The sequence below is a fragment of the Streptomyces sp. ST2-7A genome (assembly GCF_021390475.1).
In the GTDB taxonomy this organism is placed as follows: domain Bacteria; phylum Actinomycetota; class Actinomycetes; order Streptomycetales; family Streptomycetaceae; genus Streptomyces.
Window position 1 is genome coordinate 283,748 of the sequence record NZ_JAJUWS010000001.1, and the last position, 25,780, is coordinate 309,527.

Genomic DNA, 25,780 nt, shown 5'->3' on the forward strand with positions numbered 1-25,780 from the left:
AGGGTGTCGGCTGGGGAACCCCGAGGTCACCCGCCCCCTGGGGAAACCGACTGTGGATTGTCGGTGACGGCGGATAGCATCACCCCCTTCCCCGACCCGGCTCCGAGGAGACAGGCATGTCCGCCGCACCGCACGAGTCCGCTCCGGTATCCGATGCCACCGCGCCGCACCCCGCCGACACCCATGACGTCATCCGGGTACGCGGTGCCCGTGAGAACAACCTCCGCGACATCTCGCTCGACATCCCCAAGCGCCGCCTGACCGTCTTCACCGGCGTCTCCGGCTCCGGGAAGTCCTCCCTCGTCTTCGGGACCATCGCCGCCGAGTCGCAGCGAATGATCAACGAGACCTACACGGCGTTCCTGCAGTCCTTCATGGCCACCCCGTCCCGCCCGGACGTGGACGAACTGCGCAACCTCAGCGCCGCGATCGTCGTGGACCAGGAGCGGATGGGCACCAACTCCCGCTCCACCGTCGGCACGGTCACCGACGCCCACGCCATGCTGCGGATCGTCTTCAGCCGGCTGGGCACCCCGCACGTCGGGACCTCCGGGGCGTTCAGCTTCAACCTCCCGGAGGGCATGTGTCCGGGCTGTGAGGGGCTGGGCCGGGTGTCCACCGTCGACGTGGACGCGATCGTCGACCGCGACCTGTCCGTCAACGACGGCGCCATCACCGTCCCCGGCTTCGCGGTGGACACCTGGTACTGGCAGATCATGGTCGCCTCGGGGTTCTTCGACCCGGCGAAGCCGGTGCGGGACTTCACCCCCGAGGAGTGGGAGGCGTTCCTGCACAAGCCGGCGGTGAAGGTAAAGGTCGGCTCCAACTCCATGACCTACGAGGGCCTGGTCACCAGGATCCGGCGGTCGTACCTGTCCAAGGACCGCGAGTCGATGCAGTCCCACATCAGGGCCTTCGTGGACCGGGCCGTGGTCTTCACCACCTGTCCGGACTGCGACGGTGCCCGGTTGAACGCCGCCGCCCTGTCCTCCACGATCCGGGGGGTGAACATCGCGCGGTGCTCGGCGATGCAGATCACCGACCTCGCCGAGTTCGTCCGGTCCATCGACGAACCGTCGGTGGCGCCGCTGATCGCCGGGCTGCGACAGGTGTTGGAGTCGCTGGTCGAGATCGGCCTGGGGTACCTGAGCCTGGACCGCACCTCCGCGAGCCTGTCCGGTGGCGAGGCCCAACGGGTGAAGATGGTCCGCCATCTGGGATCCAGCCTGACCGATGTCACCTACATCTTCGACGAGCCGACCGCCGGCCTGCACCCGCACGACATCCGGCGGATGAACGACCTGCTGCTGCGTCTGCGGGACAAGGGCAACACGGTGCTGGTGGTCGAGCACAAGCCCGATGTCATCGCGATCGCCGACCATGTGGTCGACCTCGGTCCCGGCGCCGGCACGGAGGGCGGGGAGATCCGGTACACCGGGGACGTGGCCGGGCTGCGCTCCTCGGACACCCTCACCGGCCGGCACCTGGACCACCGCGCGCCGCTGCGCGAACCCGTGCGCGAGCCGCTGGGGCACGTCTCCATCACCGACGCCGACCTGCACAACCTGAAGAACGTCTCGGTGGACATCCCGCTGGGTGTGCTCACCGTGGTCACCGGTGTCGCGGGCTCGGGGAAGAGTTCCCTGATCCACGGCTATCTGGCGAAGCGGGACGGGGTCGTGGTCGCCGACCAATCCCCCATCCGGGGCTCGCGGCGCAGCAACCCCGCGACCTACACCGGCCTGTTGAGCCCGATCCGCACCGCCTTCGCCAAGGCCAACGGCGTGCGGGCGGCACTGTTCAGCGCCAACTCCGAGGGCGCCTGCCCGCAGTGCAAGGGCATCGGGCTGATCTGGACGGACCTGGCGATGACGGCCGGGGTCTCAACGGTCTGCGAGCAGTGCGAGGGCAAACGGTTCACGCCCGAGGTGCTGGCGCACACCCTGCGGGGGAAGAACATCGCCGAGGTGTTGGAGATGTCGATCGCCGAGGCCCGGGAGTTCTTCGAGAAGGGTCAGGCGCGGCTGATCCTGGACCGGCTGGCCGACGTGGGCCTGGGGTACCTGCGTTTGGGCCAACCCCTCAACACCCTTTCCGGTGGTGAGCGCCAGCGGGTGAAGCTGGCCGTGCACATGGCCGAGAAGTCCGCGCTGTACATCCTGGACGAGCCCACCACCGGCCTCCATCCGGCCGACGTGGACCGGCTGTTGGGGTTGCTGGACCGTCTCGTGGACGACGGCAACACGGTGGTGGTGATCGAGCACCACCCGGCCGTGATGGCCCGGGCCGATCGGATCGTCGACCTCGGTCCGGAGGGCGGACACGACGGCGGCGAGATCGTGTTCACCGGCACCCCGGCGAAGTTGATCGCCGGGGGTGGCGGACACACCGCCCGTCACCTGCGCGAGTACGTGGAGGCGCGGAACCACTGAGCCGGATGGGGGTCGGCGGGTAACGAATGGGGACGCGGATTGCCCCGGTGGGAAATCGTGGGGAAGACTGGCCCGCATCCATTCCGGGGGCGGCGATCGCACACCCGCCCGAGGGCCGGAGGAGCGCAGCGCGTCCCCGGCAGAAAGTGAGGGGGCCATGGTGTTCGGTTTCTTCCGCAGGCGGCGGGCGGCGAAGGCCGCGGCGGCCGAGGCGGCGGCCGGCAACCGGGCCGAGACGACCGGGGCAGAGGCCGCGTCGTCGACGGACCCGATCGACGCCGGGGGCGGTCTCGCCACGGCGACCGCCGTCGAGCCGACGGAGAGCGCCGCTTCGACGGCGGTCACGGCCGAGCCGGTGACGGTGCCCGAGCCGAGGCGGGACACACCGGAAGCGGTGGTGGGGCCCGAACCGGTGGTGGAGGTGATGCCGGAGACCGAACCCGCCGCGCCCATCGCCCCCGTCGAGCAGACCGCCCCGGCCCCGACCACCGACCCCGAGCCCGTCACCGAGCCCGTCACCGAGCCGGTCGCGGAGCCCGAGTCCACCGTCGAACCCGTTTCCGAGCCGGTCGCCGAGCGCGAGCCGGTGGTGGAGGTGATGCCGGAGACCGAACCCGCCGCGCCCATCGCCCCCGTCGAGCAGACCGCCCCGGCCCCGACCACCGACCCCGAGCCCGTCACCGAGCCCGAGCCCGAGCCCGAGCCGGTCGCCGAGCCGGTCGCCGAGCCGGTCGTCACCCCGGCGTCCGCCGGCACGACGACGGAGGAGCCCGGCGCGGCCATCTCCCTGGAGAAGGTGAAGGCCGCCGGCGGTCCCGGTCTGGTCAAGATGTACAAGTCGGCCGGCGTCTCCCTGGAGAAGGCGGGCCTGGCCGGTCGGCGGGCCGCCGTCTACCTGGTACTGGATCGTTCGGGCTCGATGCGTCCGTACTACAAGGACGGCACGGTGCAGCACCTCGCGGAGCAGGCCCTGGCGCTCTCCGCCAACCTCGACGACGACGGCGTCGTGCCGGTGGTCTTCTTCTCCACCGATGTGGACGGTGTCGCGGAGATCTCCCTCGACAACCACAAGGGTCGGATCGAGGAGCTGCACAACGCCTGCGGTCACATGGGGCGCACCAACTACCACCTGGCGATGCAGGCGGTGGTCGACCACTACACCGAGTCCGGCGCGACCGACCCGGCGTTCGTGATCTTCCAGACCGACGGCGCCCCGACCTCCCGCACGGCCGCCAAGCAGGCACTGTGCGCGGCGGCGAAGCTCCCGCTGTTCTGGCAGTTCGTGGGCTTCGGCGGCAGCGCGGACAGCAACCAGTTCGACTTCCTGCGCAAGCTGGACACCCTGGCGGTGCCCAGGACGCGGGTGGTGGACAACGCCGGCTTCTTCCACGCCGGGGACGACCCGATGGCGATGACCGACAACCGGCTGTACAAGCAGCTGATGGCGGAGTTCCCGGAGTGGCTGACCGCCGCCCGCGAGGCCGGCGTCATCCGCTGACACCCCGCCCCATCCCGCTCGGGCCCCGACGCGCCCGGGACGGCCGGCTCCCGCCGGCGGTCCCGGGCGCGTCGCGTGTCCGGTTCGCGCGCCGTTCCCGGATCACCGGAATTGTCGGTGGTGGGTGCTGAAATGGAGGTGTCGGGAAGATCGGAGGCGCCGGGGACCCCGGGGTCGCGAGGAAGTGGGAGGCCCGTCATGTCGACGATGATCCGCACGACGCCCCGGGCGCTGATGGAGCGCCGCCGGCGGCTGCTCGCCGACATCGGCATGGGCTACGAGGAGTTGCGCGCCCGCGCCTTCACCTACAGCCTCACCACCGAGGAGCTGTCCGTCTGGCACGCGGTGGAGGACATCGACCGCCTGCTGGGGTGCGACGGCTGGTACATACGTGTCGAGGACCGGGACCTCCACGCCGTGGCGTGAGCGGCGGGCAGGCCCCCGGCGGCCGGGGCGGAGGGCCACCGGGCCCGAGCCATCACGCCTCGTGGAACGCCTTCGCGGAGGGCCGCGTCGATCCCGCCCCGCCCGGTTGGAGGCCCGACCGACGATCGACCTCGATCGTGAGGACACCGGGGCTCGGTTCGTGCCGCCCTCCGCCCAACCGGCCCGGGGCGCCGCCGAAGGCGGTTCCGCGACGACCCGGCACGTCCACCGGCCGCGTCGGTCGGCGGGCGGGTCAGCGGGCACCGACCGCCATGACCCCGTCCGTGGGGACGATCTCCCGTCCCAGCGGCATCAGCGAGATCGGGATCATCTTCAGGTGCGCGATCCCGAACGGGATGCCGATGATCGTCACGAAGAAGCCGACCGCCGCCACCACGTGGCCGATGGTGATCCAGATACCGGCCACGATCAGCCAGATGATGTTGCCGACGCCGGAGGCCACCCCGGCGTCCGATCGCTGCCGGGCGGTGTACCCGAAGGGCCACAGCGCGTAGACGGCCAGCCGGAAGCAGGCGATCCCCCACGGGATGGTGACGATCAGGACGCAGCAGATCACGCCGGCGACCAGGTAGCCGAGCGCCATCCACACCCCCGAGAAGATCAACCAGAGAATGTTGAGCACGAGCCTGATCACGGTGGGGGTTCCCTTCCGAGGGGGTGGGTGAACGGTGGGCGGGCCGACCTCCGGCGCCTGCCCCGTGCGTCGGCACGTTCCCCGCCGGATGGCCGCCCAGTCACCGCCGGGCGGGGAATCCGGGTCGGTTCGGGGTCATCCCCGGGGGACTCGTCACCCCGGGGACGGAGGCGGGACCCGCTCGCCGACCCGGCGGGTCGATCGGGTCGATCGGGTGAGTACCTCAGTGTCCGGGGCGCCCGTCGGGGCCGGGCGGGGTGTTCCAACTGCCCCCACCACCGTACGCGCCCCCACCGGGGCCACCCCAACCGTCGGCCATCCGCTCCAGACGGGCGATCCGTTCGGCCATCGGCGGGTGGGTGGCGAAGAGCTTCGACATGCCGTCCCCCTGCCGGAAGGGGTTGGCGATCATCATGTGGCTCGCCGCCTCGAGCTTGGGCTCGGGGGGCAGCGGCAGCGCCCGCGTACCGGCCTCCAACTTGCGCAGCGCGCTCGCCAGGGCCTGCGGGTCGCCGGTCAACTCGGCTCCCGAGGCATCGGCCTCGTACTCCCGCGACCGACCGACCGCCAACCGGATCAGAGTGGCGGCGAAGGGCCCGAGCAGGCCGATCAGCAACACCCCGAGGATGCCCGGGCCTCGATCGGAGCGACCGGGCAGCAGCCAGGCGAACTGCACCAGGAACATGATCACCGAGGCCATCGCCCCGGCGACCGAGGAGATGAGGATGTCGCGGTTGTAGACGTGACTCAGCTCATGACCGATCACCCCGCGCAGCTCCCGCTCGTTAAGAATCCGCAGGATGCCGTCGGTGCAGCAGACGGCGGCGTTGCGCGGGTTGCGGCCGGTCGCGAAAGCGTTGGGGGCGTCGGTCGGGGATATGTAGAGCCGGGGCATGGGCCGGCGGGCCCGGCCCGCCAACTCGCGGACGATGCGGTACAGCTCGGGGGCCTCGAACTCGCTCACCGGGCGGGCCCGCATGGAGCGCAGGGCGAGCTTGTCGCTGTTCCAGTAGGCGTATCCGTTGGTGGTCAGAGCGACCACCAGGGCGATGATCAGCCCGGTGCGGCCGAAGAGGGCGCCGACCAGCAGGATCAACGCCGACATACCGCCGAGCAGGGCGGCCGTCTTCAGTCCGTTGTGCCGGCGGTGCACGGTGTTCCCTCCGGGATGGTGCCGTTCGGGGGACTCCTTCGGTCCGGGTCGCGGGGCTTCGTCCACCGATGGCGGATCCCCCCGAAGTGCACAACGCGACAGTCCGACCGGCGGTTCCCGGTCGATCACGGGGCGCGACGCACATCACGTCCCGGTCGGACCGGCCCTGCCGACGGCCTCGACCGGTGCGACCCGGAGCCGGGTGACCCGGCCCGGATGGCGCGGAGCGGAGCCGGTCGCACGGGGTGGCATGGATCGAAACGGCCCGGCCCGGTTCGAGGAGGCCCGGGGCACGGCACGACAGAACGCGTCCCGGTTCGGGGAGGCCCGGGGAAAGGGCCGGGGGAGAGAGCGCGGCACGGGGCGACACGCCCCGGGCGCCGGCCCGGCCCGACGCCCGGGGCGGCAGAGCGCACCCCCGGTCCACGGGGCACGGCACGAAAGGCAGGACCGGCACGGCGGAGCGCGGCACCGGTGGGCGCGGCGCAACCCGGTGCGACGGCGGCACGGTGCGGCTCGACGCCGGCCGGCCCGACCCGGCGGCACACTCCACGGCCCGGGGTTACCACCGTACTCTCAGAGGAAGGTGCCGGAGGCCAGGCGGAGGATGATCTGCGGCCAGCCGGAGAGGACCAGCGCGATGCCGGCGGCCAGGCCCACCGCGACGGAGAGGGGCAGCGCGCCGACGGGTCGGGCGGCGGCGGGAAGGACTCCGGACGTGTCGTCGGACGGCGCGTCCTCGGGCCCGACGCCCTCACCGGGTGCCCCCGTCGCCGGGACGTCGGCCGCACCCGCGGGCCGCACCGCCCCGCCGCCCACCGGGGTCGGCTCGGCGACGGTCGCCGGCGCCCCGGCGACCGGCACGCCGGCCGCCGACTCCTCCCCGACCGGTCGGAAGAGCACCGCGATCCAGCGCAGGTAGTACACCAGGGCGATCACCACGTTGACCGCCGCGACGACCGCGAGAACCGCCAGGTCGGCGTCGACCGCCGACCGGATCACCGCGACCTTGGTGAACAGCCCGATCAGCCCCGGCGGCAGCCCCGCCAGACAGATCAGGAAGAAGGCCATCGCCAGGGCGGTCGGCCGGCGCCGGGCGGCCATGCCCCGGTGGTCGGCGATCCGCCCGCCGCGCACCGACAGCACCACCGCGAAGGCGCCGAGGGTGACGACGGCGTACATCAGGGCGTACGAGAGGGTCGCGCCGACCGCCGCCGAGACAGCCCCGGCATACCCGGTGTCACCGGCGCCGATCTCCCGCCCGGCCGCCGCGAGGGGCACCAGCAGCCAGCCGGCCTGGCCGACGGAGGACCAGGCCAGCAGGCGCACCGCGCTGCCGGGCGCGGCGGGGTCCACCCGCAGGGCGGCGACGTTGCCGAGGGTCATGGTGAGTCCGGCGAGCAGGGCCAGCGCGGGTCCCCACACGGCGTGCTCGCCCGGCAGGGCGACGGTGGTCAGCAGCACCAGGCCGGCGAGTCCGGCGGTCTTGCCGACCACGGCCAGGTAGCCGGCGATCGCCGGAGGCGCGCCACCGTAGGTGTCGGGGATCCAGAAGTGGAAGGGCACCGCGCCGACCTTCAGCGCGAAGCCGACCAGCGCGAGGGCCGCGCCGACGGTCACCAGGCCGGAGAGGGCGGGGTCGGCGTCGGGCAGGGCGTCGGCGAGGACGGTCAGGTGCAGGCCACCGGCGGCGGCGTACAGGAAGCCGACGCCCAGCAGGGTGACGGCGGTGGCGGTGACCGAGGAGAGCAGGAACTTCAGGGCCGCCTCGGGGGCGAGCCGGTCCGCCCGGCGCAGCGCGACCAGCGCGTAGACGGGGAGGGTGGCGACCTCCAGGGCGAGGATCAGGGTCGCCAGGTCGCGGGCGGCCGGCAGCAGGGCGGCACCGGTCGCGGAGGCGAGCAGCAGGAAGACGTACTCGCCGGCGGGCACGGCTCCGGGCCGGTCGTCGGGCCGCGTCAGGGCAGGCAGCGAGATGAGGGCGGCGAGCAGCGCCCCCAGCAGCACCAGCGCCTGCACGGTGAGCGCGAAGCGATCGGCGACGTAGGAGCAGGGCGCCGGGTCCACGGTGAGGCAGAAGGTCGCCCGGTCGCCGGCGCGCAGCGGGAGCAACAGGGCGAGCGCCAGGGCGGGGGCGGCGACGGCGAGGCCGCCGAGCACGGCGCCGCGCCGGGCGGCCGGGAAGGCGCGGGAGGCGGGCGGCAGCAACAGATCGACGAGGAGCGCGGTCAGGGAGCCGACCGCGACGGCGACGACCGGCGCGATGACCGCCCATTCGACGCTCTGGATGAGGTTCATCGGGCGACTCCGGGCAGCAGGGCCTGCACGGCCGGGTCGGTGAGGCCGAGCAGCAGCGCGGGCCACAGGCCGAGGAGGAGGGTGAGGGCCGCGAGGGGGGCGTACACGGAGAGTTCGACGCCCCGCAGCTCCGGCAGGCGGTCGGGGTCGGCGACCGGTGCGGCGCCGGGGGCCTCGGCGGCGGCCAGGTCGGCGGTGGTGGGTTCGGGGGCGGCGGGTCCGGCGGGGGTTCGGGGCAGGGCGGCGGGGGCGGCGGCGATCACCCCGGCGGGCTCTGTGGCGGCCGGGGCCCCGGGCGGCGGATCGCCCGCGCAGACCCTGCGCACGGCCATCAGCAGGTAGGCGGCGGTGAGCAGGGTGCCGAGGCCGGCGAGGGCGAGGAAGACCAGGTAGGCGGGGCGCGGGAGGCCCGGGGCGGGGTCGTAGGCGGCGAGCATCGCGAGGAACTCGCCCCAGAAGCCGGCCAGACCCGGCAGGCCGAGGGAGGCCATGGCGGTGAAGGCGAACAGGGCGCCCAGCCGGGGGGCGCGCCCGTACAGGCGGGCCCCGGCGCCGCGCGCGGTCAGCTCGTCCAGACGGGTGGTTCCGGTGCGTTCCCGGATCGCGCCGACCAGGAAGAAGAGCAGGCCGGTGATCAGGCCGTGGGCGATGTTGGCGAACAGCGCGCCGTTGATCCCGGTGGGGGTCAGACCGGCGATGCCCAGCAGGACGAAGCCCATGTGGCCGACGGAGGACCAGGCCACCAGCAGCTTGAGGTCGGCGCCGCGGCGCACCAGGTCCAGACAGACCAGGGAGGCGTACACGATGCCGGTGACGGCGAACGCGCCCAGCCAGGGGGCGAGCGCGGCGGTGCCCTCGGGAGCGGCCGGCAGCAGGATGCGGACCAGGCCGTAGGTGCCGGTCTTCAGCAGCACGCCGGCGAGCAGCACCGAGCCGATGGTGGGCGCGGCGGTGTGGGCGGGGGGCAGCCAGCCGTGCAACGGCCACATCGGGGTCTTCACGGCGAAGCCGAGGCCCACGGCGAGGACGACGAGGATCTGGACCCCGCGTTCCAGCCCTTCGCCCTGCGCGGCGGCGAGTTCGGTCATGTCGAAGGTGCCGGCCCGGCCGCCGAGCAGCAGGAAGCCCAGCAGCATGAGTACCGAACCGACCAGGGTGTAGACGACGAACCGGCGGGCGGCGGGTCCGCTGCCTCCCCCGCCCCAGCGGGCGATGAGGAAGTACATCGGGATGAGGACCATCTCGAAGGCCAGGAAGAACAGGATCAGGTCCAGGGCGGCGAAGGTGGCCAGGGCCCCGCCGAGCAGCACCAGCAGCAGCGCGACCAGGGCGGCCGGGTTCGGGCCGGCGGGCGGGCGGCGGTAGGCGTGCAGGGCGCACAGGAAGCCGAGCAGGGCGGTGAGGACGACCAGCGGCAGGGAGATCCCGTCCACGCCCAGGTGCAGGCGCACGCCCAGGGCGGGGATCCACTCCAGGTCGGTGGTGGCCCGCATCCGGGCGGGGTCGTCACGGTCGAAGGAGGCGGCCAGCAGCAGGGCGGCGGCCAGCACGACACCGGTGACGACCACGCCGTGCCGCAGCACGGCCTGTTCCGGGGAGCGTCCCTTCAGGCCGGGCGGCGCGGGCAGCAGCGCCGTGGCCGCGCCCACCAGTGGGAGCGCCACGACGACGAGCAGCAGCAATCGCGTCACGGAGTCGTCGAGCGTGATCACGGGGCTCAGCCTCCGGTGGTGGTGACGGCGACGACGGCCAGGGCGAGGGCGGCCACGGCCGTCACGGCGAGGTAGAGCTGGACGTTGCCGGTCTGCAGGCGGCGGGCGAGGGCACCCAGGAGGCCGGGGGCGCCGGCGGCGGCCCGCACGTAGGTGTCGACGACCTCGCGGTCCAGGAAGCGGGCGAGCCGGCCGGCGGCGCGGACCGGTCGCACGGCGAGGGCCGCCGCGGCGGCGTCCATGCCGAAGCCGGTGGCGGCCGGGCGGCGCAGCCGACCCAGCAGGGCGGGGCCGGGGTCGGCGATCGGGTCGCGGGGGTCGGTCCCGCCGCCGAAGTCCTCCTCGTAGCGGCGGCGCCAGGCGGCCCAGGTGACCAGGACGCCGAGCAGCGCGGCACCGACGGAGACCACCGAGGTGGTGAGGTGGGGTCCGAGGTCGCCGCCGCCCAGGCGTGTCCCGAGGGCGTCCCATGCCAACCCCAGGGCGAGCGAGGGGATGGCGAGCAGCCACAGGGCGAGGGTCATGGCCGGCCCGACGGCCGGGGCGGCGGGCACGGTGACGGGACGTACGCCGACGGGGTCGTGGAAGAGGACCAGCCACAGCCGGGTGGCGTAGGCGGCGGTGAGGACGGCGCCGGCGAGGACGGCGACGAGCACGATCCAGGCGGCGACGCCGGCGGCCCCGGCCTCCCCGGTGGCACGCTGCGCGGCGTGCACGACGGCGTCCTTGGAGAAGAAACCGGCGAACGGCGGCAGCGCGGCGAGGGCCAGCAGGCCGATGGTCATCGTCCACCAGGCGTCCGGGACGCTCCGCTTGAGGCCGCCCATGCGGGAGACGGCGGCGAGCGAGCCGGTGCCGGCGGCGATCACGAGGACGCCGGCGGCGAGGAAGAGCAGGGCCTTGAAGGCGCCGTGGGTGAGCAGGTGGAAGAAGGCGGCCTCGCGGTCGGCGACGGCGATCGCGCCGAGCATCACACCGAGTTGGCCGATGGTGGACCAGGCCAGCACACCCTTGATGTCGTCGCGGGCCAGGGCGGCCAGGCCGGAGCCGATGACGGTGACGGCGACGATCAGGGCGAGCGTCACCAGTGCGATGGTGGAGGCGAGGAGCACCGGCAGCAGCACCACCAGCACGTACACGCCGGCGGCGACCATGGTGGCGGCGTGGATGAGGGCGGAGACGGGGGTGGGGCCGGCCATCGCGTCGGGCAGCCACAGGTGCAGCGGGAACTGCGCGGACTTGCCCGCGACGCCCGCCAGCAGGAGCAGTGCGATGACGGTGGGGTGGGCCATCTGGAACGGGTCCAGGCCGGTGAGGCGGTTGACCAGCCAACTGATCCGGAAGGTCCCGGCCTCGGTGGCCAGGGCGATGATGCCGATGAGGAAGGGGACGTCGCCGAGTTTGGTGACGAGGAACGCCTTGAGGGAGGCGGCGCGGGCGGCGGGGGTCTCCCAGTGGTGGCCGATCAGGAAGTAGGAGCAGGCACCCATCACCTCCCAGCCGACCAGCAGGACCACCAGGTCGTCGGCGTACACCAGCAGCAGCATGGCGGCGGTGAACAGGGAGATCAGCGCGGCGTACGAGGGGTAGCGGGGGTCCTCGCGCAGGTAGCCGGTGGAGTACAGCTGGACGACCAGGGAGACGGCGGTGACCAGCACGGCGGCCAGGACGGAGAAGCCGTCCAGGCGCAGCGCGAGCTCGATCGGGAGCACGGGGTCGCCGGTGGGGGCCAGGGGCGTGGCGGCGGTGACGGTCGCGCCGGAGGGCAGGTCGGCGGCGATCCACAGCGCGAGGAGCGCCGAGGCCAGGATCGGCAGCACCGCCAGGGGGCGCACGAAGCCGGGGGCGCGGCGCGCGACGAGCGGGATGAGCGCCGCTCCGCCCGCGGGCAGCAGGGGGACGAGGGCCGCCGCGGTGGTGGGGTTCACGGGGCGGGCCTCCCGGGGAGGGGCGTCGGGCGGTTCGGGGCGGCGGGCGAGGTGGTGTCGGCGCCGGCGGGGTCGGGGTCGGGGGCGCCGGTGTCGGCGCCGGGGGGCGGCGGGGCGGGGGTGTCGCGCAGCGCCCGCAGCCGGTCCACCGCGGAGGTGCCCCGCCCCCGGTACACCAGCAGCACGATCGCCAGGCCGATACCGACCTCGGCGGCGGCCACCGCGATCAGGAAGAGCGTGAACACCTGGCCCGAGTGCAGGGCGTCGCGCAGCCACACGTCGAAGGCGACGAGGTTGAGCATGGCGCCGGCCAGCATCAACTCCACGGACATGAGGACCAGGACGACATTGCGGCGGGCCAGCACGCCGTACAGGCCGACGCAGAACAGCAGCACGGCGAGGACCACCGGGTACACCAGGTGCATCAGCTCCTCCCCTCCGTCCGGGCCCGGCGGTCGGTCGCCGCGCCGTCGGCGTGGCGACGGGAGACCGCGATGGCGCCGATCAGTGCCGCGAGCAGCAGCAGGGAGAGCGCCTCGAAGGGCAGCACCCAGTGCCGGAACATCGAGGTGCCGAGGTCGGCGGTCGGGCCGTGCGGGGTCTCCAGGTCGATCCACGTGGCGCGGAAGGCGTCCACCACCAGCACCACCAGCAGCACGGCCGCCGACCCGGCCACCACCAGGGCGACCGGGCGGGCGGCGGAGTTCGCGTCCGGGGACGGGCCGGTGGGCGCCTTGGTCAGCATCAACCCGAAGAGCAGGAGCACGACCACCGAGCCGAGGTAGATGAGGACCTGCACCCAGGCGATGAACTCGGCGGTCAGCAGCAGGTACTGCACCGCCAGTCCGCCCAGGGCCACCACCAGGTACAGGGCCGCGCGCACCAACCGGGTGGTGGTCACGCAGAGCACGGCGGCGCCCAGCACGACCACGCCCACCAGGACGAAGACGACCTCCACACCGCTCGGCGAGAGGAAGCCGGGCGAGCCGTCGGCCGCCATCGGGAGGGCTGCGGGCGGGCCGGGGATCACGTGGCGCCCCCGGCGGCCGGGCGGTCGGCGGCGCGGCGCGCGGCCACGACCTCCTTGGGTTCCTCGGCGGCCGGGTCGAGCGGCGGCGGCTCGGGGACCGTCCACATCCACTCGCGCAGCCGGTCCCGCTCGTGGGTCAGCTCCCGGATGTCGGTCTCGGCGTACTCGAACTCCGGTGACCAGAAGAGGGCGTCGAACGGGCAGACCTCGATACAGATCCCGCAGTACATGCACAGCGCGAAGTCGATCGCGAAGCGGTCCAGGACGTTGCGGCTGCGTTCCCGTCCACCGGGCGCGGCCGGCGGCACCGTCTCCTTGTGGGAGTCGATGTAGACGCACCAGTCGGGACACTCCCGCGCGCACAACATGCAGACCGTGCAGTTCTCCTCGAACAGCGCGATCACCCCCCGGCTGCGCGGTGCCAGCTCCGGCAGCGTCTCCGGGTACTGCCGGGTCACCGCGCGGCGGGTCATCGCCCGGAAGGTCACGGCCAGGCCCTTGGCCAGGCCCGATACGGGACTCACGAAATCACCACCTTGACGACACCGGTCAGCGCGATCTGCGCCAGGGCCAGCGGGACGAGCACGGTCCAGGCCAGCCGCTGGATCTGGTCCACCCGCAGCCGGGGCCAGGCCACCCGGGCCCAGATCACCAGGAAGCACAGGGCGGCCGTCTTCAACAGCATCCACAGCCAGCCGAGTTGGTCGGCGAACGGGCCGTGCCAGCCACCGAGGAAGAGCACCGCGGTCAGCGCCGAGACCACCACGATCCCGGCGTACTCGGCGAGCAGGAACAACGCGAACCGCAGGCCGGAATATTCGGTGAAGGCCCCGAAGATGATCTCCTCCGGCGCCAACGGCGCGTCGAACGGCGGGCGGTGCAACTCGGCGATGCCCGCCACGAAGAAGACGATCCCGCCGATGATCTGCCAGGGCACCCACCACCACTGGAAGGCGTCCAGGATGCCGGTCAGGCTCAGTGTGCCGGCGGCCATCACGACGGACGCGGCGGCCAGCAGCAACGGCAACTCGTAGGCCATCAGTTGGGCGGCGGTGCGCATCCCGCCCAGCAGCGAGTACTTGTTGGCGGAGGCCCAACCCCCCATCAACTGCCCCAGCACCCCGAGGCCGAGGACGGCGAGGACGAAGAACACCCCGGCGTCGATGACCTGGCCGACCAGGGTGCCGGGCCCCAGCGGGATGGCGACCAGGACGACGAGGTACGGCAACAGCGCGACGGCCGGCGCCAGTCGGAAGACGGTCCGGTCCGCGCCGGCCGGGACGGTGTCCTCCTTCTGCGCGAACTTCACGCCGTCGGCCACCAGTTGGGCCCAACCATGGAAACCGCCGGCGTGCATCGGGCCGACCCGGCCCTGCATGTGGGCCATCACCTTGTGTTCGGCCTGCCCCACCAGCAGGGGCAGGGTGAGGAAGGCGAGGAGGACGGCGCCCAGGCGCAACGCGACATCGCCGGCGCCGAGGGCGGTCGAACCGGCGGCGTCGGCGGCCTCGGCCAGCAGCACCGGCAGGACGGCGGGGGCGGTGGCATCCATCAGCGCGTCCCCTCCCCGGGCCGGTCGTCGGTGGTCGGTTCGGTGTCCACCCCGGTGTCGCCGGCCGGGTCGGCGTCGGGGCCGGCGGGGCTCCCCGCCCCGGTACCGGTGGTGTCGGTTTCGGTGTCGCCGGCCGAACCGGTACCGACGGGCTCCGCGCCGGCGGCCCGGTCGGTCCCGGTGGGCTCGTCGCGGGGCTCGCCGACCCCGGCGGAGCGGGGGCCGTCCGTGCGAGCGGCGGTGTCATCGGCACCGGCGGCGGGGTCGGCGCCGGACGCGGGATCCGACGGACCGGGCGCGGCGGAGGTCCGGTCCCCCGCCGCGCGAGGGGTGCCGGTGTCGGTGACGCCGGGAGCGGAGGATGTCGCCGGACCGGTGTCGGAAGCCGCGTCGGAGGCCCGGCGGTGGCCGGCCGGCGCCGGCGCGGCGGCACCGCCCTTCCCGTCCTCGCCGGACTCCCGCTCCCCGGTCGGGACCTCCCCGGGTCGGGCGGTGTCGCCACGCGGGGGCTGGGGGTCCTGCCGGGCGGGGCGCGGGTCGTGCCAGGGCGCGTCGGCGCTGCGCGCGGCGTCTCCGTGCGCCGGGCCGGTGCTTCGACGCGGGCGCGACGGGGTCCGTTCGCCGGCGACCCCGGGTGCCGTGGCGGACGTGTCTCCCCCGGCCGCCCCGGCGGCGCGTTGGCTCGCCGAGCCGCCGCTCGCGGAACGGGTGCGCCGGCCGGCCGGCGGGGGCGTCCCCGCCCCCGTGTCGGTGCCGGCCGCCCGTTGGCCCGCCGAGCCCTCGCCGCCCTCGCCCGCCGAGCGGGCGCGACGGGGGCGTCCGTCCGCCGGAGTCGTGCCGCCCGCCTCCTCCGCGCCCGTGGGCGCGGAGGGGCGTTGGCTCGCCGAGCCCTCGCCCGCCGAGCGGGCGCGACGGGCGGATGGCGGGGGCGTACCGGTGCCGGTGGCGTCGCCGGTCTCCGTCGCCGGGTCGGCGGGGCGTTGGCTCGCCGACCCGGCGCTCGCGGACCGCGCGCGGCGCGGCACGGGGGCGTCCGCGCCCCCGGCGGCGCGCCGGCCGGCGATCGGTCGCGCGGCGGCCCGGCCCCGGGTCGGGGCGGCGGGCAGGGTCCCCTTCAGCGGACCCCACTCGTTCGGGTCCGGCACGCCCGGCGGCAGCATCTGGCGCCGCTTCGGCCCGCCGTGCCCCGGCTCGCCCGGCTCCTTCGCGCCGGGCCACGCCTTGGCCACCCGCGCGGCGAGGACGAAGCCCTTGCGCAGCGGGTGCCCCTCGAAGCCGTCGGGCAGCAGTAGCGGGGCCGGCGCCGGGTGGTCGGTGAATTCGATGCCGAACATCTCCCGGGTCTCCCGCTCGTGCCAGGCCGCGCCGGCCCACAGGCCGGTCGCGGTGGGCAGGGCGAGGGCCTCCGGGGGCAGGGCGGTGCGCAGCAGCAGCCGGCGCGGTGCCCCGCCGGGAGGGCCGAGGGCCACCACGTGGGCGCAGACCAGCAGGCGTCCGTCCGGGTCGGGCCCGGCGGGGCCGCCGCTCTCGTCCACGGCGCTGAGCCAGTCGAAGAAGGTGCAGCCGAGTCGGTCGCGGGCGGTGCGAAGGGCGGTGATCCACTCCCCGGCGGGTACGTCCACGGTCAGCGTGTCGTAGGCCTCCACGACCCGGGACCCGGCGCCGAAGAGTTCCTCCACGGGCTCGGGGAGCCATCCGGGGCCGCTCACCGCTCCGCCTCCCGCTCACCGGCGGGCGCGCCCGGGGACGCGGGGGCGGCGTCGGACGGGCCGGCGGGCGCGGCCACCGGGGGCGCGTTCAGCGCGGTGGGCGGGGTCCGGCGCGGGGCGTACCGGTCGGCGGTGGACTCCTCGGCGATCCGTTCCTGGAGCTTGAGGATGCCCTGGAGCAGCGCCTCGGGTCGGGGCGGGCAGCCGGGCACGTACACGTCCACGGGGATGATCTGGTCCACGCCCTTGGTCACCGCGTAGGAGTCCCAGTAGGGGCCGCCGCAGTTGGAGCAGGCGCCGAAGGAGATGACGTACTTGGGTTCCGGCATCTGCTCGTACAGTCGGCGCACGGCGGGCGCCATCTTGTCGGTGACGGTGCCGGAGACGACCATCAGGTCGGCCTGGCGGGGGCCGGGCGCGAAGGGGATGACGCCCAGTCGGATGAAGTCGTGTCGCGACATCGAGGCGGCGATGAACTCGATGGCGCAGCAGGCGAGTCCGAAGTTGAAGACCCACAGGCTGTAGCGACGGCCCCAGTTGAGGATCACCTTCATCGGCTCGGGGGCGAGCCGGGCGAGGGGGCCGAGCAGCGGGCGGTTCCCGCGTGCGGCGCCCTCACCGCCTCCGATGGGCGTCAGGTCCATGTGAGCACGCCCTTCCGCCAGGCATAGAGCAGTCCCAGGCCGAGCAGCCCGAGGAAGAGGAACATCTCCACCAGCGTCACCGCGCCGAAACCCGGGTCGGCGAAGATCGCGGCCCAGGGGAAGAGGAAGATCGCGTCCACCGCGAAGATGACGTAGAGGAAGGCGTACAGGTAGTAGCGGACCTGCGTGTGCGCCCAGCCCTCGCCCACCGGGTCCACGCCGCACTCGTAGGGCAGCAGCTTCTCGCGGGTCGGCAGATCCGGCCTCAGCAGTCGACCGGCGGTGAAGGCGACGACGACGAACAGCACGCCGACGACGGCCACCAGTCCGACGACCGTGTAGCCGTGGAAGTAGTCCGACACCCGGCTTGCCCCTCCGTGACGCGCGACGCGGGATGTGCGGACCCGCGGCGCGGGCCCGTGCTGTGGGTCCGACTCCGGCGGGCGGGGCGGCCGTCCGCCGTGGTCGGGGGTCGCGACGGCGCGGTACGGGGCGCGGGGTCGCGGCGTTCGGCGGTTCGCCGGCGGCGGCGTGCCCGGGGGCGCGCACGGGTGGCGGTCCGTCGTACGGACGGGAGTCTAGGGGGTGGGCGGGCGGTTGTGACCGGCGCGTCGCCGTCCCCGGTCGATCCCGGGGTGGGGATATCCCCACCCCGGGATCGACCGGGGACCCCATGGCGCGGGGTCGGCCCCGAGCGGCAGGCTGGGCCCATGAGCAGTCAGGGGGCCGCGACGGGCGGCGGAGGGAAGCGGGACGCGGGCGCGTCGACCGACGGGGAGCGCTCGACCGCCTTCCGGGAGCGGCACGGGGCTTCCCGGGGCCACGGCGGGCACCGTGACCGGGACGAGGGGCCCCCGGCCACGGAGGACGCCGCCCGGCCTCCCGACCATCCGGCACACGCCGGGGCCGGCTCCTGGTTCCGCGCGGTGGCACGCCTGGCCCTCGGCCCCCGCACCCTGCGGGAGGGCGTCTACCTGCTGCTGAACTTCCCGATCTCGACGGCGCTGTTCGTCTTCGCGGTCACCGGCCTGTCGGTGGGGGCCGGCCTCCTGGTGCTGTTCGTGGGGCTGCCGCTGTTGTGTCTGGTGCTGGTGGCGGTGCGCGGGGCGGGCTTCCTGGAGCGGACCCGGGCCCGGGCGCTGCTGCGGCTGGACGTGCCCCAGCCGCGTCCGCTGCGTCCGCGCGCCGGGCGCCGGGGAGCCCTGGCGTGGGCCGGGGCGGTGTTGCGCAGCGGGGAGTGCTGGCGGGCCACGGTCTACGCGCTCGTGCACTTCCCGTGGGCGGTCTTCACCTTCTGCACGGTGGTGGCGCTGTGGTCGGCCGCGCTGGGTCTGGTGTCGCTGCCGCTGTGGGTGTGGACGCTGGAGGAGCACCACCGTCCCGGTTTCAACGTGGACGGGCAGGGCGGGGGCTGGGTCTGGGACGGTCCGGCGGAGTACGCGCTGGCCGTGATCGTGGGCTGTGTGCTGCTGCTGCTCGCGGGCGGGATGATCCGGGGCCTGGCGCACGTGGACCGGATGCTGGTGGCGGGTCTGTTGGGACCGTCGGCCGAGCAGTCGCGGATCGAGGAGTTGGAGACGAACCGTTCGGTGGTGGTGGACGCCTCCTCCGCCGACCTCCAGCGGATCGAGCGGGATCTGCACGACGGGGCGCAGGCGCGGCTGGTGGCGTTGGCGATGAGTCTCGGCATGGCCAAGGAGAAGCTGGAGGAGGACCCGGAGACGGCGGCGCGGATGGTGGACGAGGCGCACGGCGAGGTGAAGATGGCGCTCCAGGAGCTGCGGGACCTGGCCCGGGGCATCCGGCCGGCGATCCTCACCGACCGGGGTCTGGGGCCGTCGCTGTCGGCGGTGGCGTCGCGCTGCACGGTGCCGGTGGGGGTGGACGTGGATCTGCCTCAGCGGCCGGCGGAGGCGATCGAGGGCATCGTCTACTTCACCGTCTCGGAGCTGTTGCAGAACGTGAGCAAGCACAGCGGCGGGAGCTCGGCGATGGTGGACATCTGGCGGGCAGGGGAGTGGCTGATGGTGCAGGTGGCCGACGACGGTCGGGGCGGGGCCCGGGCGGAGGGCGGCACGGGGCTGGCGGGGTTGGCGGACCGGCTGGAGGCGGTGGACGGGCGGTTGATGCTCTCCTCGCCGGAGGGCGGGCCGACCACGGTGACCGCCGCGCTGCCCTGGCGGGGCCGCGCCTGATCCCGGTCCCGCCCCGGCTCCCCCGTGCACGTCCGCTCCCCCGGCACCGGCGTCCCGGTGCCCGGACGACGGGGATCGACGGGGATCGACGGGTGAGATGCTGGGCGGGCCCCGCCGACGGCGGCGGGCGGGAACCGCGAGGGGGTTGCGGGTGACGGTGCGGGCGGTGATCGCCGAGGATTCGGTGCTGCTGCGCGAGGGGTTGACCCGGTTGTTGACCGACCGGGGCCTGGAGGTGGTCGCGGGCGTCGGGGACGGCGAGGCGCTGGTGCGCGTGGTGGACGAGCTGGCGGCGGGCGACGGGGTGCCGGACGTGGCGGTGGTGGACGTGCGCATGCCGCCCACCCACACCGACGAGGGGTTGCGGGCGGCGGTGCGGCTGCGGCAGCGGTATCCGGGCCTGGGGGTGCTGGTGCTCTCCCAGTACGTGGAGGAGCAGTACGCCACCGAGCTGCTGGCCGGTTCCAGCCGGGGGGTGGGCTACCTGTTGAAGGACCGGGTGGCGGAGGTGCGGGAGTTCACCGACGCGGTGCGGCGGGTCGCGGAGGGCGGCACGGCGCTGGACCCGGAGGTGGTCACCCAGTTGCTCGGGCGCAGCCGGCGGCAGGACGTGCTGGCGGCGTTGACACCGCGCGAGCGGGAGGTGCTGGGGTTGATGGCCGAGGGCCGCACCAACGCCGCCGTCGCGGCGCGGCTGGTGGTGAGCCACGGCGCGGTGGAGAAGCACGTGAGCAACATCTTCCTGAAACTGGGGCTGGCGCAGAGTGATACCGATCACCGCCGGGTGCTGGCGGTGCTGACCTACCTCAATTCCTGACCCGACGCCGATGGTCCGCCGCTCGGACCTCCGGGCCGGCCGGTCGGGGCGCCCGCCGGGGGTCCGGGCGAGTGGGGCGCGCGACGCCGCACGGAGGTGCGCGCGAGGGCGCCGGAGGCCCGGACGCACCCCGAACCCGGCCCCCGGGCAGGGGTGATGGCCGCCCGGCCGGCCCGGGTGCCGACCGGCGCGACGGTGTGTTCCGGGACCCGACGGCGGCCCGACGGGTGGCGGGTCCCGGGTCGAAGGTCGGGGTGGGGGTCGGTCCGGGGGATGAGTCGCGAATCCCCTCCAAAAGGGACGAATTCCCGTCTCATTTTCGGGTCCACGATGTGAGAGCCCCCGGGAAGGGCATCCTTACCCCCGTACGATGGCCGTCAGGAGCCGCCTCGAAGGAGGGCCAGAGAAGTGACCAGCCAGGCCGGCCCGGACACCCGGGACGCCGACACCCCCACCGACCCGGCCGCCGACACGGCGACGGGCGCGGCCGGGGCCGCACAGCCGTCCACCACCACCGAGGCGGGTACGACGGGCAAAGAGGTCAGGCGCCTGGACCGGGTGATCATCCGGTTCGCGGGCGACTCCGGCGACGGCATGCAGCTCACCGGCGACCGCTTCACCTCCGAGACCGCCTCGTTCGGCAACGACCTCTCGACCCTGCCGAACTTCCCTGCCGAGATCCGCGCCCCCGCCGGCACCCTGCCCGGTGTCTCCTCCTTCCAGGTGCACTTCGCCGACCACGACATCCTCACGCCCGGCGACGCGCCGAACGTGCTGGTGGCGATGAACCCGGCGGCACTGAAGGCGAACATCGCGGACGTGCCGCGCGGTGCGGAGATCATCGTCAACACCGATGAGTTCACCACCCGCGCCATGGCCAAGGTCGGCTACGCCGCCAGCCCGCTGGAGGACGGCTCGCTGGAGGGCTACAGCATCCACCCGGTGCCGCTGACCACGCTGACGGTGGAGGCGCTCAAGGGCTTCGACCTCACCCGCAAGGAGGCGGGGCGGTCCAAGAACATGTTCGCGCTCGGCCTGCTGTCGTGGATGTACCACCGGCCGACCGAGGGCACCGAGAACTTCCTGCGGACCAAGTTCGCGAACAAGCCGCACATCGCCGAGGCCAACCTGGCCGCCTTCCGGGCCGGCTGGAACTTCGGCGAGACCACCGAGGACTTCGCCGTCTCCTACGAGGTGGCCCCGGCGACCTCGGCGTTCCCGCCCGGCACCTACCGCAACATCTCCGGGAACCTGGCGCTGTCCCACGGACTGATCGCCGCGTCCCACCAGGCGGACCTACCGCTGTTCCTGGGCTCGTACCCGATCACCCCGGCCTCGGACATCCTGCACGAGTTGTCCAAGCACAAGAACTTCGGTGTGCGGACCTTCCAGGCCGAGGACGAGATCGCCGGCATAGGCGCGGCACTGGGCGCCTCCTTCGGCGGCAGCCTGGGCGTGACCACCACCTCCGGCCCCGGCGTGGCGCTGAAGTCCGAGGCCATCGGCCTGGCGGTCTCCCTGGAACTGCCGCTGCTGATCGTGGACATCCAGCGCGGCGGCCCCTCCACGGGTCTGCCCACCAAGACCGAGCAGGCCGACCTGATGCAGGCCATGTACGGCCGCAACGGCGAGGCGCCGGTGCCGATCGTGGCCCCGGCCACCCCGGCCGACTGCTTCGACGCCGCGATCGAGGCCGCCCGGATCGCGCTGGTCTACCGCACGCCGGTCTTCCTGCTCTCCGACGGCTACCTGGCCAACGGTTCCGAGCCCTGGCGGATCCCCGACCTCGAGGAACTGCCCGACCTGCGGGTGCGGTTCGCCACCGGACCGAACCACACCCTGGAGGACGGCACCGAGGTCTTCCACCCCTTCAAGCGGGACCCGGAGACCCTGGCCCGCCCGTGGGCCGTCCCCGGCACCCCCGGCCTCGAACACCGCATCGGCGGCATCGAGAAGCAGGACGGCACCGGCAACATCTCCTACGACCCGGCCAACCACGACTTCATGGTCCGCACCCGGCAGGCCAAGATCGACGGCATCGAGGTCCCGGAGCTGGAGGTCGACGACCCGGGTGGCGAGGCCCGGGTGCTGGTGCTCGGCTGGGGCTCCACGCACGGCCCGATCACCGCGGCCACCCGCCGGCTGCGCCGGGCCGGCGACCGGATCGCCCGCGCCCACCTGCGCCACCTCAACCCCTTCCCCGCCAACCTCGGTGAGGTCCTGCGCCGGTACGACAAGGTGGTGATCCCGGAGATGAACCTGGGACAGCTCTCCGCCCTGCTGCGTGCCAAGTACCTCGTCGACATCGCGTCCGTCACGCAGGTCACCGGCCTGCCGTTCAAGGCCGAGCAGCTCGCGTCCGCGCTCAAGGAGGCAGTCGATGCCCACTGAGGCCCTCTCCCTGGTGCCGAAGTCCGAGGCGAAGCAGTCCATGAAGGACTTCAAGTCCGATCAGGAGGTCCGCTGGTGCCCCGGCTGCGGTGACTACGCCGTGCTGGCGGCCGTGCAGGGCTTCCTGCCGGAGCTGGGCCTGGCCCGGGAGAACATCACCTTCGTCTCCGGCATCGGGTGCTCCAGCCGCTTCCCGTACTACATGAACACCTACGGGATGCACTCCATCCACGGGCGCGCCCCGGCCATCGCCACCGGCCTGGCCGCCGCCCGCCGCGACCTGTCGGTGTGGGTGGTCACCGGTGACGGCGACGCGCTGTCCATCGGCGGCAACCACCTCATCCACGCGCTGCGGCGGAACGTCAACCTCAAGATCCTGCTGTTCAACAACCGGATCTACGGCCTGACCAAGGGCCAGTACTCCCCCACCTCCGAGGCGGGGAAGATCACCAAGTCCACCCCGATGGGCTCGCTGGACGCGCCGTTCAACCCCGTCTCGCTGGCACTCGGCGCCGAGGCGACCTTCGTCGCCCGGACCATCGACAGCGACCGGCGGCACCTGACCGAGGTGCTGCGCGCAGCCGCGCAGCACCCGGGTACGGCGCTGGTGGAGATCTACCAGAACTGCAACATCTTCAACGACGGCGCCTTCGACGCCCTGAAGGACAAGCAGCGCGCGCAGGAGGCGGTCGTCCGCCTCGAGCACGGGCGGCAGATCCGCTTCGGCACCCCCTGGGCCGAGGACGAGGGCGGCGACGGCCTGGGCCGCCTGGGCGTGGTCCGCGACCCCGCCACCGGCGACCTGGACGCCGTGGACGTCACCGTCGAGGGCACCGACCGGGTGCTGACGCACGACGCGCACGCCGCCTCCCCGGCGACCGCCTTCGCGCTCTCCCGCCTCGCCGACGCCGACACGCTGCACCGCACCCCGATCGGCGTGCTGCGCAGCGTGCGCCGACCGGTGTACGAGGACCTGATGGCCGACCAGTTGGACACGGCCGTGGAGCGCAGTGGCAAGGGCGACCTGGGCGCACTGCTCGCGGGCAACGACACCTGGACCGTCGTCGGCTGACGCCCGCACCGGCACCACCGTTCCACCCCGGCCCCCGCCGCGCCCCGCGCGGCGGGGGCCGGTGCGTTGGTGGGATGGGTGGGGGTGGGCGTCAGCCTTGCAGGGCCTCTTTCGCACGTTCGGGCGGAAAACTCCCCGATCAGAGGTCTAGGCCGATTTCGGCCACCAAGATACGGCTCATGGGAGTGCTGATGAGTGTCGAACCCGGCCGCGCCTGGCCCCGCCCTCCGGTCGGTGGTTGGCGGGCCGAGGACCTGGACCGTCTGTCGGATCTGCCTCCCCACACGGAGCTGATCGACGGAAGTCTCGTTTTCACGAGTCCGCAGACCACCTTCCACGCCCGGGCCATCCGTGCGCTGGAGAACTCCCTTCTGGAGGCTGCTCCCCCGGAGTGGGATGTTCTGCGGGAGATGACGGTTCGCCTCGGGCCGAGGGATCGGCCGGAGCCCGATGTGCTGGTGGTTCGGACAGAGGTGTCGGAAGGCTCCGACATCACGTTCTTCACTCCCGGGGACGTACTTCTGGCCGTCGAGGTGGTCTCGCCCGACTCGCAGGCTCGGGATCGGGGCATCAAGCCGCGCAAGTACGCGGAGGCGGGCATCCGTCACTTCTGGCGGGTCGAACAGGAGGATGACCGGGTGGTGGCGTACGTCCACGCGCTGGATCCCGCGACCAGCTCGTACGTGCCCACCGGCGTCCACCACGAACGGTTGAAGGTGGACGTGCCCTTCCCCGTGGACGTCGATCTCGGAGCCGCCCTCCGTCGCCGGTGAACCCCGGGGGACGTCCCCGCGAACGTTTCACCGGCGTTCGCGGACCTCCCCCGCCCCCGGTGCCCCGGCCACCGCGTACAGGACCATAATGTGGAACGGGAATGACACCCCCCTCGAACAGACTTACCTTCGAGGGGTGGCACGGTGCCGTGCGCGGCGCCGGGCTCTCCTTCTGGACGGGTTTCCGGGTTCCCCCGGATCCGCGACTTCTGCGGGAGGTTGGACAACTGTGGGCACCTCGACGGCCTCAGCGGCACATCGCGCGGGGATGGCCTACGGCCTGACCGCCTTCGGCATGTGGGGACTCCTGCCCCTTTATTGGGCACTGCTGGCGAGCACCGGTCCGGCCGAGGTGATGGCGCACCGGATGCTGTGGTCGCTGCCCACCTCGCTGCTGATCCTCGCCGTGGTCGGCCGGTGGGCGTGGATACCCGGGCTGCTCCGGCAGCCGAAGCGCCTGGGACTGGTCGCCGTCTCCGCCGCGCTCATCAGCGTCAACTGGTACCTGTTCATCTGGGCGGTCGCCAACGACCGCGTCATCGAGGCATCCCTCGGCTACTTCATCAACCCGCTGATCACCATCGCGCTCGGCGTCCTGCTGCTGCGCGAGCGACTGCGGACGGCGCAGTGGGCGGCGGTGGGCATCGGCCTGCTGGCGGTCGTGGTGATGGGCGTGGCCTACGGCCGGGTGCCGTGGCTGTCACTGGTGCTCAGCGTGACCTTCGCCCTCTACGGACTGGTGAAGAAGCGCACCGACCTCGACGGCCTGGAGGGCTTCAGCGCCGACGCCGCCCTCCAGTTCCTGCCCGCCCTGGGCTTCGTGATCCTGCTGACCGCGCGCGGGGAGTCGAGCTTCGTCGCCGAGGGCGCCGGGCACACCCTGCTGCTGATCGGCAGCGGCCTGGCCACCGCGCTGCCGCTGATCTTCTTCGGCGCGGCGGCGGTCCGCGTCCCGCTCTCCACGGTGGGCCTGATGCAGTACATCGCGCCCTCCACCATGTTCCTGCTCGGTGTGCTGGTCTTCGGCGAGGAGATGCCGCCGGAGCGGTGGATCGGCTTCGTGATGGTGTGGACCGCGCTGACCATCCTGACCTGGGACGTACTGCGGCAGGCCGGCCGCTCACGGGCGGCGCTGCGGGCCGCCGGGAGGGCGGCGGGGCAGCGGCTGGCCGAGAGCGCCCCGACCGGCCCACCGGAGGCGACGGCCATGACCGGCGGCATCCCGGCGGGGGCCGATGCGGGCGGTCCGGGGGGCGCCGGAAACGGAACCGACGCCGGCTCGGCGACCCGACGCGGCTGAGGTGCAGCGGGGTGGGGCGCGGGAGCGGTCCGGATTTCAGCGACTCACCGGGGTTTCGTGCACGACCGGAGGTTCGCTGAAAAACCGGCCCCGAACCCGCCCTCTCGACCCCACCCCACCTGGACCTTCACAATGGGGTCCTCATCACCCCTGAGAGGGGTAGCAACCCGGCAGCCGTCAGTGCCTCGACCGCCT

20 protein-coding genes, 1 pseudogene and 1 CRISPR repeat array (1 of these 22 only partly in view) are annotated in these 25,780 nt (G+C 73.5%); of the genes and pseudogenes, 9 read left to right on the forward strand and 12 right to left on the reverse strand.

The window, feature by feature from the left end; genetic code table 11:
* The first annotated feature begins 116 nt into the window (after positions 1 to 116).
* From LZF96_RS01285 to LZF96_RS01295, 3 genes are all read left to right on the forward strand, one after another.
* Positions 117 to 2,432 carry an excinuclease ABC subunit UvrA gene (locus LZF96_RS01285; RefSeq protein WP_233864766.1) on the forward strand — a complete coding sequence of 772 codons (2,316 nt, stop codon included), beginning with the start codon at positions 117 to 119 and terminating at the stop codon, positions 2,430 to 2,432.
* 157 nt (positions 2,433 to 2,589) lie between these two features.
* Entirely contained in the window at positions 2,590 to 3,930 is a 1,341-nt protein-coding gene (locus tag LZF96_RS26850) for a VWA domain-containing protein (protein ID WP_308294121.1), read from the forward strand.
* Between the two features lie 198 nt (positions 3,931 to 4,128).
* Positions 4,129 to 4,356, forward strand: a complete 228-nt coding sequence (locus tag LZF96_RS01295; protein WP_233864768.1) for a hypothetical protein — start codon at positions 4,129 to 4,131, stop codon at positions 4,354 to 4,356.
* A 253-nt stretch (positions 4,357 to 4,609) separates the two neighbouring features.
* Here the strand turns inward: LZF96_RS01295 and LZF96_RS01300 are convergent, their stop codons facing one another.
* The 12 genes and pseudogenes from LZF96_RS01300 to LZF96_RS01355 all read right to left on the reverse strand — a co-directional run bounded on the left by LZF96_RS01300 (position 4,610) and on the right by LZF96_RS01355 (position 17,399).
* A complete protein-coding gene (locus LZF96_RS01300; protein WP_233864958.1) occupies positions 4,610 to 5,008 on the reverse strand; it encodes a YccF domain-containing protein in 399 nt (132 codons plus the stop codon).
* A gap of 316 nt (positions 5,009 to 5,324) precedes the next feature.
* Positions 5,325 to 6,164, reverse strand: a pseudogene (gene htpX / locus LZF96_RS01305) (zinc metalloprotease HtpX); the annotation flags it as partial.
* A gap of 576 nt (positions 6,165 to 6,740) precedes the next feature.
* Positions 6,741 to 8,462, reverse strand: coding sequence for an NADH-quinone oxidoreductase subunit N (locus tag LZF96_RS01310; protein ID WP_233864770.1), 1,722 nt, complete (start codon positions 8,460 to 8,462; stop codon positions 6,741 to 6,743).
* On the reverse strand, positions 8,459 to 10,174 hold the full coding sequence (locus LZF96_RS01315) for a NuoM family protein (RefSeq protein WP_233864778.1): 1,716 nt from the start codon (positions 10,172 to 10,174) through the stop codon (positions 8,459 to 8,461). The genes LZF96_RS01310 and LZF96_RS01315 overlap by 4 nt, the downstream gene beginning before the upstream one ends.
* A gap of 5 nt (positions 10,175 to 10,179) precedes the next feature.
* Positions 10,180 to 12,102 carry an NADH-quinone oxidoreductase subunit L gene (locus LZF96_RS01320; protein ID WP_233864780.1) on the reverse strand — a complete coding sequence of 641 codons (1,923 nt, stop codon included), beginning with the start codon at positions 12,100 to 12,102 and terminating at the stop codon, positions 10,180 to 10,182.
* Complete coding sequence (gene nuoK / locus LZF96_RS01325) at positions 12,099 to 12,527, reverse strand: NADH-quinone oxidoreductase subunit NuoK (protein ID WP_233864788.1); 429 nt, start codon at positions 12,525 to 12,527, stop codon at positions 12,099 to 12,101. Before nuoK ends, LZF96_RS01320 begins: the two co-directional genes overlap by 4 nt.
* Positions 12,527 to 13,102, reverse strand: a complete 576-nt coding sequence (locus LZF96_RS01330; protein ID WP_233864959.1) for an NADH-quinone oxidoreductase subunit J — start codon at positions 13,100 to 13,102, stop codon at positions 12,527 to 12,529. Before LZF96_RS01330 ends, nuoK begins: the two co-directional genes overlap by 1 nt.
* Positions 13,103 to 13,128: 26 nt before the next feature.
* Positions 13,129 to 13,605: a 4Fe-4S binding protein gene (locus tag LZF96_RS01335; RefSeq protein ID WP_267940313.1), complete on the reverse strand. Its 477-nt coding sequence runs from the start codon at positions 13,603 to 13,605 to the stop codon at positions 13,129 to 13,131.
* Positions 13,606 to 13,652: 47 nt separating this feature from the next.
* Positions 13,653 to 14,684, reverse strand: coding sequence for a complex I subunit 1 family protein (locus tag LZF96_RS01340; protein WP_233864791.1), 1,032 nt, complete (start codon positions 14,682 to 14,684; stop codon positions 13,653 to 13,655).
* Entirely contained in the window at positions 14,684 to 16,393 is a 1,710-nt protein-coding gene (locus LZF96_RS01345; RefSeq protein WP_233864793.1) for an NADH-quinone oxidoreductase subunit C, read from the reverse strand. The genes LZF96_RS01340 and LZF96_RS01345 overlap by 1 nt, the downstream gene beginning before the upstream one ends.
* Entirely contained in the window at positions 16,390 to 17,037 is a 648-nt protein-coding gene (locus LZF96_RS01350; RefSeq protein ID WP_233864795.1) for an NADH-quinone oxidoreductase subunit B, read from the reverse strand. The genes LZF96_RS01345 and LZF96_RS01350 overlap by 4 nt, the downstream gene beginning before the upstream one ends.
* Positions 17,028 to 17,399: an NADH-quinone oxidoreductase subunit A gene (locus tag LZF96_RS01355; RefSeq protein ID WP_233864797.1), complete on the reverse strand. Its 372-nt coding sequence runs from the start codon at positions 17,397 to 17,399 to the stop codon at positions 17,028 to 17,030. Before LZF96_RS01355 ends, LZF96_RS01350 begins: the two co-directional genes overlap by 10 nt.
* A 348-nt stretch (positions 17,400 to 17,747) precedes the next feature.
* On the opposite strand from LZF96_RS01355, the gene LZF96_RS01360 reads away from it, so the two are divergent.
* The 6 genes from LZF96_RS01360 to rarD all read left to right on the forward strand — a co-directional run bounded on the left by LZF96_RS01360 (position 17,748) and on the right by rarD (position 25,585).
* Positions 17,748 to 19,232: a sensor histidine kinase gene (locus tag LZF96_RS01360; protein WP_233864799.1), complete on the forward strand. Its 1,485-nt coding sequence runs from the start codon at positions 17,748 to 17,750 to the stop codon at positions 19,230 to 19,232.
* 157 nt (positions 19,233 to 19,389) lie between these two features.
* Positions 19,390 to 20,049: a response regulator transcription factor gene (locus tag LZF96_RS01365; protein ID WP_308294124.1), complete on the forward strand. Its 660-nt coding sequence runs from the start codon at positions 19,390 to 19,392 to the stop codon at positions 20,047 to 20,049.
* Positions 20,050 to 20,457: 408 nt separating this feature from the next.
* Complete coding sequence (locus LZF96_RS01370; RefSeq protein WP_374203052.1) at positions 20,458 to 22,440, forward strand: 2-oxoacid:acceptor oxidoreductase subunit alpha; 1,983 nt, start codon at positions 20,458 to 20,460, stop codon at positions 22,438 to 22,440.
* A complete protein-coding gene (locus LZF96_RS01375; RefSeq protein WP_233864801.1) occupies positions 22,430 to 23,512 on the forward strand; it encodes a 2-oxoacid:ferredoxin oxidoreductase subunit beta in 1,083 nt (360 codons plus the stop codon). The genes LZF96_RS01370 and LZF96_RS01375 overlap by 11 nt, the downstream gene beginning before the upstream one ends.
* 191 nt (positions 23,513 to 23,703) lie before the next feature.
* Complete coding sequence (locus LZF96_RS01380) at positions 23,704 to 24,285, forward strand: Uma2 family endonuclease (protein ID WP_233864803.1); 582 nt, start codon at positions 23,704 to 23,706, stop codon at positions 24,283 to 24,285.
* Positions 24,286 to 24,553: 268 nt separating this feature from the next.
* Positions 24,554 to 25,585 (forward strand): EamA family transporter RarD, encoded by a 1,032-nt coding sequence (gene rarD / locus LZF96_RS01385; RefSeq protein ID WP_233864805.1) that lies wholly within the window; start codon positions 24,554 to 24,556, stop codon positions 25,583 to 25,585.
* 137 nt (positions 25,586 to 25,722) lie between these two features.
* A CRISPR array of direct repeats spans positions 25,723 to 25,780; the repeat unit is 30 nt; unit sequence GTCCTCATCACCCCTGAGAGGGGTAGCAAC; it runs 307 nt beyond the window's last position.